The sequence below is a fragment of the Xylanibacter oryzae DSM 17970 genome (assembly GCF_000585355.1).
Classification (GTDB): domain Bacteria; phylum Bacteroidota; class Bacteroidia; order Bacteroidales; family Bacteroidaceae; genus Prevotella; species Prevotella oryzae.
The window spans coordinates 2,297,862-2,315,456 of the sequence record NZ_KK073873.1; the positions used below are offsets into that span (position 1 = coordinate 2,297,862).

General features: G+C 36.2%; 13 protein-coding genes. 8 read left to right on the forward strand and 5 right to left on the reverse strand.

The annotated features are described in order from the left end of the window. Positions 1-31 precede the first annotated feature (31 nt). The 3 genes from truA to XYLOR_RS09335 are packed head-to-tail and all read left to right on the forward strand — an operon-like array spanning position 32 to position 2,190. On the forward strand, positions 32-763 hold the full coding sequence (gene truA / locus XYLOR_RS09325; RefSeq protein ID WP_036878768.1) for a tRNA pseudouridine(38-40) synthase TruA: 732 nt from the start codon (positions 32-34) through the stop codon (positions 761-763). Between the two features lie 4 nt (positions 764-767). After that, positions 768-1,685 (forward strand): DMT family transporter, encoded by a 918-nt coding sequence (locus XYLOR_RS09330; RefSeq protein ID WP_036878771.1) that lies wholly within the window; start codon positions 768-770, stop codon positions 1,683-1,685. Positions 1,686-1,692: 7 nt separating this feature from the next. Beyond that, positions 1,693-2,190 carry a 3'-5' exonuclease gene (locus XYLOR_RS09335; RefSeq protein ID WP_051508958.1) on the forward strand — a complete coding sequence of 166 codons (498 nt, stop codon included), beginning with the start codon at positions 1,693-1,695 and terminating at the stop codon, positions 2,188-2,190. Positions 2,191-2,195: 5 nt separating this feature from the next. Here XYLOR_RS09335 and XYLOR_RS09340 read toward each other — a convergent pair whose 3' ends face one another. Continuing rightward, positions 2,196-2,753 (reverse strand): sugar O-acetyltransferase, encoded by a 558-nt coding sequence (locus tag XYLOR_RS09340; protein WP_036878779.1) that lies wholly within the window; start codon positions 2,751-2,753, stop codon positions 2,196-2,198. Between the two features lie 135 nt (positions 2,754-2,888). Here XYLOR_RS09340 and XYLOR_RS09345 point away from each other — a divergent pair, with 135 nt between their 5' ends. Next, positions 2,889-3,605: a Bax inhibitor-1/YccA family protein gene (locus XYLOR_RS09345; RefSeq protein WP_036878782.1), complete on the forward strand. Its 717-nt coding sequence runs from the start codon at positions 2,889-2,891 to the stop codon at positions 3,603-3,605. Positions 3,606-3,766: 161 nt separating this feature from the next. Continuing rightward, on the forward strand, positions 3,767-4,624 hold the full coding sequence (locus XYLOR_RS09350; protein WP_036878784.1) for a VIT1/CCC1 transporter family protein: 858 nt from the start codon (positions 3,767-3,769) through the stop codon (positions 4,622-4,624). Positions 4,625-4,686: 62 nt separating this feature from the next. Here the strand turns inward: XYLOR_RS09350 and XYLOR_RS14120 are convergent, their stop codons facing one another. Next, on the reverse strand, positions 4,687-5,988 hold the full coding sequence (locus XYLOR_RS14120; RefSeq protein ID WP_084608586.1) for a peroxiredoxin family protein: 1,302 nt from the start codon (positions 5,986-5,988) through the stop codon (positions 4,687-4,689). A 1,060-nt stretch (positions 5,989-7,048) separates the two neighbouring features. Here XYLOR_RS14120 and XYLOR_RS09360 point away from each other — a divergent pair. The 3 genes from XYLOR_RS09360 to XYLOR_RS09370 all read left to right on the forward strand — a co-directional run bounded on the left by XYLOR_RS09360 (position 7,049) and on the right by XYLOR_RS09370 (position 11,073). After that, positions 7,049-8,548: a pectinesterase family protein gene (locus XYLOR_RS09360; RefSeq protein ID WP_084608587.1), complete on the forward strand. Its 1,500-nt coding sequence runs from the start codon at positions 7,049-7,051 to the stop codon at positions 8,546-8,548. Between the two features lie 150 nt (positions 8,549-8,698). Next, on the forward strand, positions 8,699-9,676 hold the full coding sequence (locus XYLOR_RS09365) for a hypothetical protein (RefSeq protein ID WP_154655710.1): 978 nt from the start codon (positions 8,699-8,701) through the stop codon (positions 9,674-9,676). A 2-nt stretch (positions 9,677-9,678) separates the two neighbouring features. After that, positions 9,679-11,073 (forward strand): GH25 family lysozyme, encoded by a 1,395-nt coding sequence (locus XYLOR_RS09370; RefSeq protein WP_051508959.1) that lies wholly within the window; start codon positions 9,679-9,681, stop codon positions 11,071-11,073. Positions 11,074-11,085: 12 nt separating this feature from the next. Here the strand turns inward: XYLOR_RS09370 and XYLOR_RS09375 are convergent, their stop codons facing one another. The 3 genes from XYLOR_RS09375 to XYLOR_RS09385 all read right to left on the reverse strand — a co-directional run bounded on the left by XYLOR_RS09375 (position 11,086) and on the right by XYLOR_RS09385 (position 17,593). After that, entirely contained in the window at positions 11,086-12,726 is a 1,641-nt protein-coding gene (locus XYLOR_RS09375) for a RagB/SusD family nutrient uptake outer membrane protein (protein WP_036878787.1), read from the reverse strand. Then, positions 12,727-15,447: a SusC/RagA family TonB-linked outer membrane protein gene (locus tag XYLOR_RS09380; RefSeq protein ID WP_036878789.1), complete on the reverse strand. Its 2,721-nt coding sequence runs from the start codon at positions 15,445-15,447 to the stop codon at positions 12,727-12,729. A gap of 199 nt (positions 15,448-15,646) precedes the next feature. Continuing rightward, a complete protein-coding gene (locus XYLOR_RS09385; protein ID WP_036878790.1) occupies positions 15,647-17,593 on the reverse strand; it encodes a RagB/SusD family nutrient uptake outer membrane protein in 1,947 nt (648 codons plus the stop codon). Between the last annotated feature and the right edge of the window lie 2 nt (positions 17,594-17,595).

Consider the following 17,595-nt stretch of genomic DNA (forward strand, 5'->3'; position numbering starts at 1 on the left):
TTTTGCAAACGATTTACATAAGTACATATCAATGCAGCGCTATTTCATAACATTCTGTTACGACGGAACCAACTACCACGGTTGGCAGATACAACCTAATGGCAATTCGATACAAGAAGAATTGCAACGGGCATTGTCTACTATTCTGCGTCAGGATATAACTGTAGTTGGTGCAGGACGTACCGATACAGGTGTACATGCACACATGATGGTAGCCCACTTTAATATTGATAAAGAGATAGACTGTGTACAGACTGCATACAAACTAAATCGGCTATTGCCTCGGGACATAGCAGTAAGAAATGTCAAACCGGTTGCAGAGGATATGCACGCACGCTTTAGTGCCACATCTCGCACTTATCACTATTATGTACATACATCTAAGAACCCTTTCTTGAGAAAGTATTCGTGCGAGTTACATTATCAACTCGACTTTGATGAAATGAACAAAGCGGCGGAAATACTAATGGAATACAATGACTTCGGGGCATTCTGCAAGAGCCATACTGATGTAAAGACAACTCTATGCGATGTTACTACAGCCAAATGGATAAAAGTATCAGATGAAGATTGGTATTTCGAGATAACCGCAAACAGATTTCTACGCAACATGGTACGCGCTGTAGTAGGTACACTTGTTGAGGTTGGCAGACACCGCGCAAGTATTGATGATTTCCGAAAAATAATAGAAGGTAAAAAGAGAACAGAAGCTGGCGAGAGTATGCCAGCCAACGCACTGTTTTTAGAAGATATAAAGTATTAAATAAATGTGGTTAATATTAGCTTTCCTCTCAGCTGCTATGCTGGGATTTTATGATTCATTCAAAAAAGAGGCACTTAGAGACAATGCCGTTATTCCTGTATTGTTCCTCAATACTCTGTTTTCATCTTTAATATTTCTACCGTTCATTATTCTGAGTGCTAACACTCATTTACTTGATGGCTCCATATTTCACGTGGCATCAGGTGGACTTGAAGTCCATAAGTATATACTATTAAAAAGTTGTATAGTACTTTCTAGTTGGATTTTTGGGTATTTCGGTATGAAACACTTGCCTCTTACTATCGTCGGACCAATCAATGCAACCCGCCCTATTATGGTACTTGTTGGTGCACTACTTGTATTCGGCGAGCACCTCAACATTTATCAGTGGATTGGTGTTGCCCTTGCAGTGGCATCCTTCTTTATGCTCAGCAGAAGTGGCAAAAAAGAAGGTATCGACTTCAAACATAACAAATGGATTTTATTTATTGTTTTGGCAGCTGTTCTTGGAGCTGTAAGCGGACTATATGACAAATATCTTATGGCACCTGTTCAAGATGGAGGCGTAGGACTTGATCGTATGATTGTTCAAAGTTGGTATAATATATATCAGTGCTTCATGATGCTTGCTATGTTAATTATTTTATGGTGGCCAAAACATAAAGAAACGACTCCTTTTCATTGGGATTGGTGCATAATATTCATAAGCATATTCCTCAGCACTGCCGATTTTGTATACTTTTACGCACTTAGTATTCCAGGAGCTATGATATCAATCGTATCAATGATACGCCGCAGTAGCGTTATAGTATCCTTCATGTTCGGAGCTGCAGTCTTCCACGAGAAAAATCTGAAGAGCAAAGTGGTAGATCTGGCACTTGTTATGTTAGGTATGATGTTCCTGTATTTCGGTTCAAAATAAATACTCTATGAAAGACTTCGCAGCAATAGATTTTGAGACAGCCAATCAAGAGCATTCAAGTGTTTGTAGCGTTGGAGTGGTAATCGTAAAAGATAGGGAGGTCGTCAACGAAATATACCGTCTTATACGTCCTGAACCGGAATATTATTCGTATTGGAATACAAAAGTTCATGGACTAACTCTTGAAGATACCATGCAAGCAGACATTTTTCCTGACGTATGGAAAGATATTATGTCTGAAATAGAGGGTTTACCACTAATAGCTCACAATGCACCTTTCGACGAAGGATGTCTTAAAGCAGTATTCAAGACATATCAAATGGACTATCCCAACTACGAATTTCATTGCACCTGTCGTGCTGCGCGGAGAGTTTTTGGTAAAGAATTGCCCAATCATCAGTTGCAGACAGTTGCTATGAGATGCGGATATGACCTAAGGCAGCATCATAACGCATTGGCAGATGCTGAAGCTTGTGCCGCAATAGCATTAAGGATATTAGATTAAAATATTTATTTTCCATTAAGTCGTTTCTTAACTACGGCAGGACAACCTGCGGCCATTGAATCATCCGGTATATCTTTTGTTACTACACTGCCTGCTGCAATAATGCAGCGATTACCAATCGTTACGCCTGGACAAACTACCACATTTCCTCCTAACCAGCAGTCTTCACCAATAGTTATAGGATAAGCTGTCTCTTTTTTTTCACGACGTTCTAAATAATCCATTGGATGCTGAGGAGTATAAAGTTGACAGTTAGGACCAATCAATGTATGTGATCCTATTCGTATGTATCCGCCATCCAAAAAAACGCAGTTATAGTTTACAAATACATGCTCGCCTAATATTATGCCACTACCATGATCACAGTGGAATGGAGGGCACACTTTTGTTGTATAAGGAATATCAGGTATTAAATCTTCTATTACATCTCTATAGCCATTGTCAGCGATATTCATAGTTTGCAATCTTGTACAAACTTTCTTTGCATGATCTAGGCTCTTATATATTTCAGGATCAGAGAAATAATACATTTCCCTATTACGCATCTTTTCAAATTCTGTCATTCTTCTTTAACTTGCAAATTAAAAAATCTTATTCATACTTGCAAATATAGTATAATATTCTAAAATATGAGTTGTAACATGAATAAAATAAAAATAAATTATTATCTTTGCGGGACATTTTAAGACTAAAAAATTATGGAACAAGAAGAATTTATGAATCTGATAAGAGAAAAAGATGGATCTATGTCTATTGCTTTTCCTAAACTTATGAGAAAAGTATATGTATGGATGACACTGGCTCTCGTTATAACCGGTTTTACAGCCTATGGTATAGCAACAAGTCCTAACCTCATAACTGCAATAGTAACTAACAGATTACTGTTTTGGGGACTAATAATTGCAGAGTTTGGCTTGGTAATAGGTCTGACATCAGCTATAAACAGACTTTCTCTGTCATCAGCAACCCTCATGTTTATACTTTTCTCTGTAGTCAACGGAGCAACATTATCATTTATATTCATGGCATATACCATGTCATCTATTGCCAATGTATTTTTTATAACAGCAGGAACATTCGGAGTTATGGCATTTATAGGATATACTACTAAGACAGATCTTACGTCACTTGGTAAAATATTAATGATGGGATTGATTGGATTAATTATTGCTACTGTAGTAAACGTATTCTTTATCAAAAGTTCCGGCTTTGATCTAATTGTAAGTTATATAGGCGTAGCAATATTTGTTGGTCTTACAGCTTATGACTCTCAGAAGATTAAAAAGATGCTGATGCAGTGTGATGATATGAGTGAAGGACCACAAAAGATAGCTCTGCTTGGAGCTTTGAGTCTTTACCTTGACTTTATAAATCTATTCTTATACCTTTTACGTATATTCGGAAAGAGAAACTAATTTAAATATTTATGACATAGAAGAGGTCTCAGAGAATATTCTGAGACCTCTTTTTTATAAAAATATACCAGACGTATTGCTAATCCAAATATTATTAATATCTTTGTAATTGTCGGTAAGATTAATATAATAACACAAAACATAATTAGAGATAATATATTATGACAGACAAAGAATTAAAAGAGTTTATTAATTTTCAGCAAGAAGAGCGCGATGCTGTTGAAATATACAAAAGACTCGGCAACAGGGCAAAGTCGAATACAAATAGAGATGTCCTTTTGGAAATGTCTAAAGAAGAATATGGACATTATGATTTTATATCCAAATACACCGGTCGGCAATTGTCATACAATAAATTTAAGGTTTTCATAACATGTTTCCTTGCAAATATTTTCGGTTTAATGTTTGTACTTAAACTATTGGAAAAGGAAGAGGGGCTTACCGCCTCATCTTATGCAAACAATGAGACATTAGCCGCATTTGCCAAGACTGAAGACAAACATGAAGAACGCTTATTAAACATGATTGACGAACGATTTCTGCAATATATGGGTTCTATTGTTCTGGGGCTCAACGACGCCCTTGTAGAATTTACAGGAGCATTAGCCGGATATACTTTGGCGTTAGGAAATTGCTCTATGGTTGCTCTCACCGGAAGCATCACAGGTATTGCAGCTGCATTAAGTATGGGGTCATCAGAATATCTCTCTACAAAGTCAGACGGAGGAACAAGTAAACATGCTATACGCTCTGCATTATATACATTAAGCGCTTATCTGGTAACTGTATTTATACTGATTGCCCCTTATATCTGGATATCACGACCAATTATGGCTTCTTGTATAATGCTATTATTGGCTATAACCATCATAGCAGTGTTCAACTTCTATTATTCGGTAGTTCGTAATGAGAAATTCCATAAACGATTTGGAGAGATGGCTCTAATAAGCCTTTCTGTTGCATTACTAAGTTTCGCAATTGGATATTTACTCAAGGAGTTTACCGGTATAGGTGGATAATAAATTGAGCCATCTTATAAAGAAAATAGCTATAGGTAGTATATTGCCTATAGCTATTTTTGTTATTTTATAAAAAACTTTGATGCTAAATCTGCTGCTCGATATGGGTTCTGTGAGAATCCATGGTCAAAACCATCTAGAATATCAAGTTCACTGTTCTTCCATATTTCATGATAACGCTCTCCATAAGTATAAGGCACTACTCTATCACCTGTGCCATGTATAATGCAGGCAGGACCTTGATATTTTGCAGCTGTCTCATATATAGGAAGTGAAAAGGCTGTCACAATATAATCGTGGCCTAATCTTAAACTTCCGAAAAGTTTTACTGATTCAGGAGGATCTAAAGGATCATACATAGCACCCATTGTGTTACCTCTTATTGCATCTTCACGAAGTACTGCTGCCGGGGCCATAAGGACTACTTTTGATATTTTATTGCCCAATTCACCGGCTGTCATACTTGCAACTACTCCACCTTGAGAGTGCCCTGCAAGATAAACACTATTTACATAAGGAAGAGAACTTACATATTCATATACTTTCTTGGCATCTTCTACCTCATTTGGCACTGTCATATCTTTAAAATCACCTTCGCTAGCACCATGTCCATTGAAATCAAAACGTATAGAGGCTATTCCGTTAGCTTGCAAACTGTCACTGATAAGTTGTAGTAGTTGACCCTCCTTATTAGCTCCAAAACCATGCATAAGAATTGCCATTGGACAATGTTCGCCATCTTTTAGTTCTGGCTTCTGTATTATAGCAGCTAACTTGCCTTTTGAACCTTGTATCGTAACATTTTCCTTGCTACCTGATATTTTTTTATTTGTAGATGTAATCTCTGTAAGTGTTCTTTCCAATTTATCAGAAAGTACTGTTCCAAGAATTACATTTCCATCTTTACCAATAAGGTACATTGATGGAATCCACTGTACTCCAAAAGATTTTGATATTTCTGTATCATGAAATTTCTTTAGTTCACTGACTTGTGTATATGGTATACCATATTTAACAACAGCATCAGCCCAGGCTTTGGCATCTGTATCAAAAGAAACGCCAACAAACTCTACGCCTCGTTTATGAAATTCATTATACATCCTAACAATATTAGGGGCGTCTTTACGACAATCAGGACACCATGAGGCCCAAAAGTCAAGAACTACATATTTACCTTTTAAACTACTAAGTTTGAAAGTTTTGCCTGTTGAAGTCTTCAATTTGAAATCAGGAGCATGAGTTCCTTTCTTCAGCAAATTTGTCGCATACTTGGTGTCTGCATCATTTAGCACAAATTGTGCCATCATTGGTATTGCCATTGCCTGCACAATGAACAATAGAAAAATCTTACGTAAAGTTTTCATATATTATTTTAGTCATTAAAATTATATGTGCAAATATAGTAAAAGAATCTGTATATTGTACTCTCTATTACTTATAATCTTTATAAACAATATAATATTATATTAATCTGTTAGATAATCGCTTATAGTTCGTTCATACAGATATTTGTTTTATTCAATATTGTATTTATAGACTTAATATATTAGATATTGCCATAAGCCTTTAAGAATTTTTGATCAATGTAATTTATGTTTTGCTTTCATTAAGTACTTAACAGACTGATTATCAGATAATTTGACTGAAGGCAAAATTAGTTGACGGGGTATCCACCGTTTTAGGTCGTTTTTAGACAAAGCGCCAATTAGTATATTACTGACTATATGTTTGTTTCGAATAAATTGAAAAAATACTAATGTGCAAGTAAGTATAACTTAAGACCTTTAAAACAGGCCTATTGATATTAATAAAGCATTAATAATAAATTACAAAAACTATACTCTTTAAACTTTCGACCTAGGTCAAACGATCATTTGACTTAGGTAGCACAATCATTCGACCTAGGTCGAAAGTTTAAAGATAATCATTATGACAGTAAAAGAGCAATGTTTTTGTACATTGAAAGGTGTCTTTCTATTATATACTAAAGGCTATTCACATGTATATATATTAGTATAAAAACAAAATCAAAAATATACGTAAAATTAGGGGTACAATTCTTTTCTCAAAATTGCCTTCAGCCAAATTATCTGATAACCAGTCTGTTAAGTACTTAATGAAAGCAAAACATAAATTACATTGATCAAAAATCCTTAAAGGCTTATGGCAATATCTAATGTATTATCACTATCATTATATTATGCAGAGTATTCATATTACCTACAATGCCCTCATTTGGTATAAAATATCAAAAAAAAGTTCTATTTCAACTATACCGAAGAATAATAAACAAATTAAGACCTAACCACAATTATATATCCATATCAATTTAAGCAAAATTATAACTCACGCTTAAAATATTACTCTATTTTAGAATAGCAAAATAAGTTTTTACATTATCTTTGCAAAATATAAACCACAGATATGAAACACACTCTAATAGCCATATTTATACTGCTAAGCATAACTACTACTGCCAAAGCTGTTGACTTATATCCTGCGAACAATTCAACAGAGATAAATCCCGATGCACATCTGGTACTAACATTTAACAGTAAAGTTAATGTCGGTAACAAAGGATTTATAAAAGTCTTCGACAAAAAAACAGGCGAATTAATTGAAGTTATAGATATGAGCATTCCAGCCGGTCCAACTGCGCCACAACCCGTTAATCCAGAGGCTATATATACCACTGTGCCATACAAGTATCTATCTAAAAAGATTAATAATGTAAACACGGTACCAGGCACACCCTCCGGCATAAACCGTAAAGATACTAGCAGATACCAACGTACCATTATAGGAGGCTTTTCTGATGGATTTCATTTTTATCCCATAATAGCACACGGTAATAAAGCCACAATCTATCTACACAATAATATGCTGGAATATGGACACTGTTATTATATTACAATAGATGACGGCGTCATAACCACTACTGACGGAGATTTTCATGGATTTAATGATAAAGGCAGTTGGGTATTCTCTACAAAAGAGCAAGCTCCTGGAGCACCAGACCATTTTCTTATGGTGAGCGCAACAGGAGACGGTGACTTTAATACCATTCAAGGAGCTTTGGATTTTGTACCAGACTTTATCAATGACAGTACTAAAGCATGGAACATCTGGATTCAGAATGGAGATTATGAAGAATTAGTATATTTTAGAAACAAACAATATATTTCTATTGAAGGAGAATCAAGAGACAGTGTAATAATACATTATGCCAATAATGAGGTTTTCAACCCTCATCCAATAGACATAAAGACAAACGAACTGAAAGGTACATTTCCATCACGCCGAGCTGCTTTCGCAGCTGACAACTGCACTTATATGCAATTTCGCAATATGACTCTTAAAACAGATCTTACAGGACAGGCAGAAGGGTTCTTATTAAACGGAGACCATAATATTATAGAAAACGTTCACATTATTGGTTCCGGAGATGCTCTACAAACAAATGGAAGTGCTTATTGGCACAACTGCATTATAGACGGTGGCGGAGACACAGTACTAGGCAGAGGACCATCGTTCTTCGACAATTGCTCTTTAAGCAGCTATGGGGCTTTCTTGTGGGTGCGCAACACACAGGAGAATCACGGAGATGTATTTTTGAATTGTAAATTCAAGGGACTTGGTGAAAATGCTGTAATTGCACGCTCTCCTATGAACAAAGGTAAGGGTTACCCTTATGCAGAAGCAGTACTTATCAACTGTACACTAGACGGTGTACCGGCTATAGGCTGGGGACCTGTAGAAGGTGACACCAAGAATATCAATTTTTGGGAATATGCAAGTAAGAATGCGGATGGCTCACCAACAGATATAAGTAAACGCAATCCTGCATCAAAACAATTAGATGCAGTAAAGGACAAAAACACGATAAACAACTATTCTAAAAGAGAGTTTGTTCTAGGTTGGTAATTATATGCATGAGTAACAATATTATTTTTGGCTAAAACAAAAATAATCATTACTTTTGCATTCCAATAAAGATGGGATGTTATAATGAAATGTATTCATATCAGATTTAATAAAAAATTTCTATGGGCGGTACCTGTGATACTAATAATATTGGCATCATTTATTATCGCTTCTTATTGGCCTTCAACAAGAGATGCTATGAAACGGAGCATCGCTATAGTGGAGTATAGCTCGTATTACAGAATTACTACTGATAAAAAAGATACTCTGTTTTTTGATACGTTAGACAAAGACACTGCTATGAATGTGCTTTCGTCAGATTGCAAGAATCTTGGACAAAAAAAATATGCTACGGGATGCTGGATAAACAAATATGCTATTATACCATCTTGCTTCGGCAAACTACTTATGGTTGCTGACGATGGTAATATAGATAGTATAAAAATGGTTGCACAAAGTAACTTCAATAGCATTCTGAACAAAGAAAAGGATAAAGCAGCAGAATATTTAAAAACTCTAAAAGATGAATCAGATGATTTATCTTATTATATCCGTGTACATGGAGTTCAGGATGAAGGTTATAACAACATATCACAATATGCTACAAAAACATCAGAAAAAATAAAAATAGCACAGAAGACAATGGCTATTATCAATAGTTTAAAACCGAACGTAAAAGTAAATGTAGAGTATTTGACTGACTATAGAATAATATACCGTGATAACAATAACAAACTTAATACCGAACATTGCCACCAGATTATAGCAAATGGTAAGAGTGGATTCAGGATGATACAAACAGACAGCAAAGAGACACCTGAATATGCTCGTCCGCAGCATTTTCACCATTTATGGGCATGGTTAGAACGCAAAGGAAAAACTATTTTTATAGCTGGATACAGCGGTATAAATGACGGAAGTTTTGATTATAAAAAGACAAATAGTGATATAACTGCAGGAATCCTTAAAGAATTTCTTGGAAATAAAGCTGCACATACCGTAAACTATTCTTTTGCACAGGATGGATCACCTGTATTCAGCAAGAGTGGTTTCTTCCTTGGCGTAAGCTATCATGGCGCAGTAATAAATACCCGCCAATTTTATTTCCTTTTAAAAAAGATAAAATAGCCATGGACAAGAAATTCAAATATTTTATATTTTCAACAATAATACTGTTATTAATTTCTTGCGGAACGGAATCAATAAGATTTAATGGTGGCAATTATGAAGGTGAAACAGAAGACGGCGTCCCTTCAGGATATGGAAGTTGGACAAATGACGACGGCAGTGAAAGTTACATTGGCTTTTGGTTATACGGTAAGAAACAAGGTAACGGAACTCTTACTAACGGCAAATACATTTACGTAGGACAACTTAAAAACAATAAATTTAATGGTTATGGAGAACTATCTTACCAAGACAGTATTCTGTATGCCGGAGAATGGATTAACGGTAAACGTGCCGGCAAAGGTATTATCAAGGACTCGATCGGAAGAAAAATTATCGGTAACTGGAATGCAGATACTCTTGTAAGTGGTAAAAGAATAGACTCGCTTGGAATATACAATGGACAATTTGACAAGTATGGTTTGGCAAATGGTCATGGAAGTTATCTGGATAAAGACGGAAGTTACTACGAAGGTCACTGGACAAATGACAAACGCAACATCTTCGGTTTTTCTGTTACTGCAGACAAAGGTTTGCGCGCTGGCGAGTGGAGAAATGACAGTTACTTAGGCGAAAGAATAGTATATACGTCGGATAGAATATATGGTATTGACATATCAAAATATCAGCACGAGACTAAATCGATAATATCAAAAAGGATAAAAATACGCCGGCACAGACGTAGAGTTTGGAAGACTGTAAAAAGAGTGGTAGTGCATCGCTATGGTATTAATTGGGATCGTTTAAGAGTAAGCCATCTAGGTACAATGACTAAAAAGAATGTAAGCGGTAAGGCAGACTTCCCTATATCATTTGTATATGTTAAGTGTACTGAAGGTGTATCAATATATAACACATACTATGCCGGCGACTGTTCGCAGATTCGCAAGCATGACATACATGCCGGTTCTTATCATTTCTTTTCTCCATTATCTGATGCGGCCATACAAGCCCACTTTTTCTTAAGGTACGCATCTTTCCATAAAGGAGATTTTCCACCAGTACTGGATGTAGAACCTACACATAAACAAATAGAAAAGATGGGAGGATGTCATGTATTATTCAACAGGATAAGAACATGGATGCGTATAGTAGAGAATCGTACAGGGGTAAGGCCAATTCTATATGTAAGTCAGAGTTTTGTAAACAGATATTTGTCTGCTGCTCCTGACATAAAGAACAACTACATGATATGGATAGCAAGATACGGCGAATATAAGCCGGATGTAAAACTTATATATTGGCAACTTTGTCCAGACGGAAATGTCAGTGGTATACGTGGAAAAGTGGACATCAATGTCTTTAATGGCTATCGCACACAGTTTGACGAATTCATTGATAATAATTGCTTTAAGTAGAAATATGCTTTATTATCGTGGATATCCCGGATTTTGTTTCCATGAATATCTTGAAAGAATATTATCAGGTATTGGGAAGACTGTAGTATAGCCATCAGATTCACCAGCTAGTTGTGGACGATCTGTATAGGTTCTTGTAAATTGGCCAAAACGTATCAGATCATTACGTCTCCACCCTTCCCAAGCCAGTTCAAGTTCTCTTTCGGCTAATATATTATCTAATGTAGCCTTACGATATTTGGCACCTACCCTGCTACGAACTTCATTAAGTTCTATATCTCCATTTTCTCCATTACGGACTTTTGCTTCACTCCTCATAAGTAGCACATCTGCGTATCTAAAAAGTACTATATCATTGTCACATAGACGACCGTCTGCATTTGCATTAGGATCTACCTCATACTTTTTCATTCTTGCCCCACATGTCTTTTCATAAGTAGTACCTGTCACATCAAGTGCTACTTCACGTGGGCGATATATAAGAGGTGTATGTCCATCATCCAGCATTATTATTTTGTTGTTTAAATCACGCACCGTATCAGCATAATATGTAAGTTTGAAACGCGGATCAATGCTATCCGTACCATAAGCGAATGTGTTTAAAGCTTCGACGGTTGCACTTGTACCATTCTCAGAGGCATCTCCGTATGCACTGCCATGAGAATAATGGCGAGAGCGGAATAAGTATATAAACCAATTTGAATATAACGCTTTATCCATTGGTATAGTAAATATATTCTCTTCTGAATATTGGTTATTTACGACAAAGCAGTCTGTAAATTTTTTATCCAGTTTATACCCCATTGAAGTGATACTGTCGCAATATGCTTGTGTCGCTTTCCAAGCGTTCATTTTATTGCCTCCGACAGTAAAATAGATATCTTTACCATCATATCTTGTATTGTCTGTCCAATCATTATCACTATAAATTTCAGAATTAAGACATAACTTGGCAAGAATAAAATATACTACCGGACGAGTTATCCTTCCATAATAATCTCCACTCTGATTGCTACGTTCTGTTGATAATAATGGAGCTACAGCCTGAAGTTCATCAACAATAAACTTATATACAGTAGCACGGTCACTTATTGTCATACTATCTGTAGTTGCAGATGTGCTCGTTACTAAAGGAACGCGACCAAACATATCCATTATATAATAATAATAAATTGCCCTTACTGCACGGAGTTCGGCTAAATATTTATTGAGTATTGCATCATCATGTATTGTCTGATACGCTTTAACCTTTTCCATATAATAGTTGCTTAACGAGACAACTTTATACAGATATTCCCAAGTAGCCAACAAAGACGCATCATTCTCGCCCCATTTGTGAAGAAATAGACGCTGCCAAAAACCTCCGTCATACCAGTCACCACCTCTTGTTGGCATAATTGCTTCGTCTGTAGTAAGTGTATTAAAATCGTAAACTCCACGACCAGTACCCTGAAGTCCCTGACTGTCTGTATTGCCCCCAATATAGTTATATATAGATGCAACAGCATTAATATACAGATTTGGAATACTATTATAAGCCTCATCTTCCGGTAAGGCACTTTTAGGTTTTTCTTCCAAGAAACTATTACACGATGTCAACACCATAAGGGTTTCCACCAACAAAAATGTAACCTTTTTCATATTGTTTCTCATTTAGAAATTCATACTTACTGCAAATGTATATGTGTGATACAGAGGATAGGTGCGTTTATCATCCACACCAAAAGTGCTATCTACAGACGAACTGTTAATCATAGGTGATAACCCGCTATAACTAGTAAATGTAGCTACATTATTCATTGTAATGGATAGACGTAGAGAACGTAATACTTTATTCGATTTAAGTGGTACACGCCATCCCAGAGTTATATAATCTATATTCACATAGTCACCTCTTTCCAACCAATAATCGGTAACTGTTTGATCCATAATATTACATGAAGGGGCCTTTGATAATACATTGTACAAAGGGAAACTGCTCATATTCATATATGCGAGTGATGTACCATTAAATATTTTATGTCCGAAAGCTCCGTTCATCTGCATGATAATATCAAAATCCTTATATCTAAAACTTATGTTAGACCCTAAAAGGACTTTAGGTTCTGCCTGTCCTGCTATATAGCGGTCTTGACCGTCTTCAATATCTACGCCTCCACCGTTAAGATCTTTTACGCCATAAGTATATCCGCCTTTACCATCACTTACAAGTCCTGAACATTTAGGAAGATAAAAGACTCCAAGACTCTGCCCTACTATCTGATATGTAACATCATTATATCCACCATGAAAACCAGCACCATTAAGTCCGGCTATGGCCTGATATGAAGGTGCTGAAAGATACTGATTACGATAATACCCACTCAAAGATAACAACTTATTGTTCTGAAAAGTAACATTTGCATTAATATTCAATTCCATATCTTTTCTTATAAGAGGCGTTGCACCTAAAGAAAGTTCAAGACCACGGTTACGCATTGAACCGATGTTAGCCACTAGTATATTATATGTAAAAGGTGGAACACTTACACTATATGGGTATAACATATCTTCGGTCTTTGAATTATAATAATTGGCTGTCAACAATAGTCGACCATTGAACATTGACATATCTATACCAATATTAAAGTTTTTCTTTACTTCCCACTTAAGATCAGGATTTACATTACGGAGTGTGCTTAATGAGACACTAGTTCCCGAACCAACAGGAGTGACTCCATTAGGTTTTACGAGTGACATCGTTGTATAAGAATCTATACCATCCTGATTTCCCGCCAAACCATAACCAATGTTCAACTTCATTTCATGAATAAATTTCTGTTTCTGCATAAATTTCTCATTCGTTAATATCCAAGTACCTGATACAGATGGGAAAAAGCCCCATTTATTATTGCTCCCAAACTTTGAAGAACCATCAGTACGTGCTGTCAATGTTAATATATAACGATTATTGAATGTATAATTTAGCCGTCCCATAAAAGATGTCATTCTAGGATCTTCGTAGTATGAACCGGTACCATTCCATGGGCGTAAAGCACCTGCTGACAGATTATCATATCCAAATAAATCACTACTGAAATTAGTAACAGTAACATTATATCCAGTATACTTTTCTCTTTGAATCTCTGCAAGAGCTATAGCATCAAAAGAATGCTTTCCAAATTTTTTCTTAAATGAAATTATTGCATTGCCAAGCAATGTCTCTAACTTATCTGTAGACTGATAAGCTTGTCCTTTATTCCATACAATTGTAGGAAGGTATTGTGACAAATTATCATTATTATATGTGTATGCTCCAAAAAGGGTGAACTTAAGTTCGGGAAGAATGTCGAAAATCAACTTTGCATGAGCGCTGATATGTGCAGACGCATCATGGTTCTGTTCTTCTAATAGTGCAAACGGATTATTTATCTGACTTGCTGAAGACATACCATCCCATTCACCATTCTGATTAAGATGATTGGGAAATGTAGGATTCCATGAAGCTGCAGAATATAGAGTTTTCTGGACATCAAATAGACTATTACGGTTAGCTGTAGATCCAAATAGCCCGATTTCGACCTTAAGCAGTCCGTCAAACATATCCTGATTCATGTTCATATTTGCTATAAAGCTCTTATTTTTTTCTGTTCTTATTATACCATCATCGCCCACATAACCTAAAGAGACACGATAGTTACTTGACGCAGTTCCTCCATAAAAGGCGACATGATGTTGTTGTGTGACACCGGTCTGTTCAATCTCTTTCTGAAAGTTAGTATTCTTACCATAATCAAGAATATTTATTCCTCGCTGTGAAGAAAGTATTCTCCATGAATCAGCATCAAGCATGTCTAAACGTTTATATACAGAAGAAAGACCTATGCTTCCATTATATATTACACGCGTACGTCCAGCCTGTCCTTTTTGTGTGGTAATCTCTATAACACCTGCAGCTCCTCGTGAACCATATTGTGCTGTCTCTGAAGCATCCTTCAATATGGTGAAACTTTGTATATCTGTAGGATATATAGACTCAAGTAAGCTTAGGTTGCCCATTACACCATCTACTATTATAAGTGGATCGTTACCACCAGTCAATGAAGTAGTTCCACGCAAACGTACTGCATTCATCGCATTAGCTGCATTACGTTGTATAGTAAGTCCGGCAACACGTCCACGTATAGCATCAAGAGGATTTATAACCTGATCACGATTATTCATTTTATCCACATCTATCTTATCAATAGAACCAGACAAAAAATTAGTATTACCCGATGCATAGCCTACTGTAACAATAGAATCCTTCTTTTGCAGATCATAATTATTCTTAGCATTAGAGACTGAACCGAATATTGCCAAAAATAGTATTACAATAAATATAGTTTTCCTCATAATGTTTTTCAATAATAAATTTAATATCGCAAATATATAAAAAAAACATTACAAAATAAAGATTTGAGAATAAAATAGCAGTTTTTCTGATTCCTGTTTATTATTACTCATAAAACTACAAGTATGATAATCCCATAAAAAATGAAAAGCGGGAGGGTTCAAACAAACCCATCCCGCTTTTACTACTAACAACTATTACTTAATAACCCGGATTCTGATATGCAGCTTTGTCTGCATCACTCATCTGAAGTGCATCAATCTGTCCCTGTGGAATTGGACGAAGATACATATAAGTCTTTATATTACGAGAATAAGACTTCAAGGTATGGTCGCCTGTAGCAGAACCACAGATCTGATATGTTTTTGCATAATCGCCCCATTCTTGGGTACGTACAAGATCCCACCAGCGTTGACCTTCACCAAAGTACTCACGACTACGCTCAGCCAAGATATAATCTATAGTTATAGTCTGAGGTGTGGCATCTGTAAGAACCTTACTATAATCGGCGACTTTGGCTTTATTGCTACTATTACTAAATGTCCATACACCTGCACGAGCACGTAGTACATTAACTAAGTCACGAGCAGAATATCCACTCTGAATAGTTGCACCCTTAACGGCTGCCTCAGCAGCTAAAAGATATAATTCAGAGAATTTTGCTATTGGATAAGGACGTGTAATAGAACCATTAGGCTGTCCCATTCCACCGTTATTGTCTGTACGATAAGTTCCAATTTTCCATAAGCCTGGATACAAAAGACGGCTGATACCATTAACATCTACAACAAAGTCAGCTCTTCCAGGTAATACACCTCCACCAATATTACTAGCATAAGTTGTATTTGAATAATTTATATTTGAATTAGGATAAGGCAGAAATGACAATACAGAATCATTTTGAACAATTGGAAGTCCATTTGCATTATACAAAGTTACTTCTGTTCTACCGGCTCTGTTCCAGTTTCCACGATAGCATGTAACAAATGTACCATCATATCTAGAGTCATATGTCTTATCTGGGAAATTATTAACGATGCCGTTTACTGTAGGAGCCATACGTGTCCAAGGACGACCATATAATTGTGCAGCCTCACGCTGTACAGAACTTACAGCTGTTCCACCCCAATTTGCAGCTGTATTACTGCGCACATTTGTATAGTTGCATGTTACCATCCAAGCAGCAAAGTTACTAGGAGAACTTGCAGAACCATAAGAATGGCTATTGTCATCATAATATTCACTACTTTCAATGTGATCAGCATACAAAACCATCTCACTATTATGATCGTTACTACCTACATTCAAATCATAGAATGTCTTCTGAAGAGCATAATTTCCAGGATTCTGAATACCTGCAATTGCTAAATTGTAAGCTTGCTGGTAGTAATATGCGGGATCATGACCCGTTGGATCTTTACGGTCGCATACTGGATATGTATCTATTTTGTTAGGATTTTCAAGCCACCATGCATAAGTTAAATATGCCTTAGACAAGAACAGTCTGGCTGCTGTTTTTGTGGCACCACCTGTTACACGAGCTTTCTCTGGTAAGTCATTAATAGCTTTCAACAAATCAGGGAATACACATTTTGTATAGACCTCAGGAACAGTATTTCGCTTAGACACACGAACTGCTGTTGTATTGAATTTCAGTTCTCCACTTCCTAAGTCAAGAGGAACACCTCCAAAAGTCTGTGTAAGCATAAAATAATCAAATCCGCGGAAGAAATATGCTTCAGCAACAAGTGAAGAATCAACACCGGCTGCAGATCCATTCTCTATAATTCCACTAGCTGTGTTTATATCTGAAAACGTATTATACCACAGAACATCAGAACGGCTACTTGAAGATGTAAGATTACCGCTTCCATCAAGGTCCATATCCTTAAAATTACCATCAGCAGATTGAGCCCATGTATATTCATCGGTTCCTGTTTCACATGCGTCTAGCCAATATCCATTACCCCATATGTTTCGAAGGTGACCATAGAGAGAGGTAATACCACCCATTACACCTTCAGATGTCTTAAAATAATCTGGAGTATAATTGCCTCGTGGAGTCTCATTTAGAATATCAGAACAGCCTGACAAAAGCAGACCCGCAAAGGCAATACCTATAATTGATTTTATATGTTTGTTTCTCATTT

Bases quoted from the DNA above. Each gene is read 5' to 3' on its own strand.
- XYLOR_RS09385 (WP_036878790.1), bottom strand. From the start codon at position 17,593: ATGAGAAACAAACATATAAAATCAATTATAGGTATTGCCTTTGCGGGT.
- XYLOR_RS14120 (WP_084608586.1), bottom strand. From the start codon at position 5,988: ATGAAAACTTTACGTAAGATTTTTCTATTGTTCATTGTGCAGGCAATG.
- XYLOR_RS09350 (WP_036878784.1), top strand. From the start codon at position 3,767: ATGACAGACAAAGAATTAAAAGAGTTTATTAATTTTCAGCAAGAAGAG.
- truA (WP_036878768.1), top strand. From the start codon at position 32: ATGCAGCGCTATTTCATAACATTCTGTTACGACGGAACCAACTACCAC.
- XYLOR_RS09345 (WP_036878782.1), top strand. From the start codon at position 2,889: ATGGAACAAGAAGAATTTATGAATCTGATAAGAGAAAAAGATGGATCT.
- XYLOR_RS09330 (WP_036878771.1), top strand. From the start codon at position 768: ATGTGGTTAATATTAGCTTTCCTCTCAGCTGCTATGCTGGGATTTTAT.
- XYLOR_RS09340 (WP_036878779.1), bottom strand. From the start codon at position 2,753: ATGACAGAATTTGAAAAGATGCGTAATAGGGAAATGTATTATTTCTCT.
- XYLOR_RS09360 (WP_084608587.1), top strand. From the start codon at position 7,049: ATGAAACACACTCTAATAGCCATATTTATACTGCTAAGCATAACTACT.
- XYLOR_RS09370 (WP_051508959.1), top strand. From the start codon at position 9,679: ATGGACAAGAAATTCAAATATTTTATATTTTCAACAATAATACTGTTA.
- XYLOR_RS09380 (WP_036878789.1), bottom strand. From the start codon at position 15,447: ATGAGGAAAACTATATTTATTGTAATACTATTTTTGGCAATATTCGGT.
- XYLOR_RS09335 (WP_051508958.1), top strand. From the start codon at position 1,693: ATGAAAGACTTCGCAGCAATAGATTTTGAGACAGCCAATCAAGAGCAT.
- XYLOR_RS09375 (WP_036878787.1), bottom strand. From the start codon at position 12,726: ATGAGAAACAATATGAAAAAGGTTACATTTTTGTTGGTGGAAACCCTT.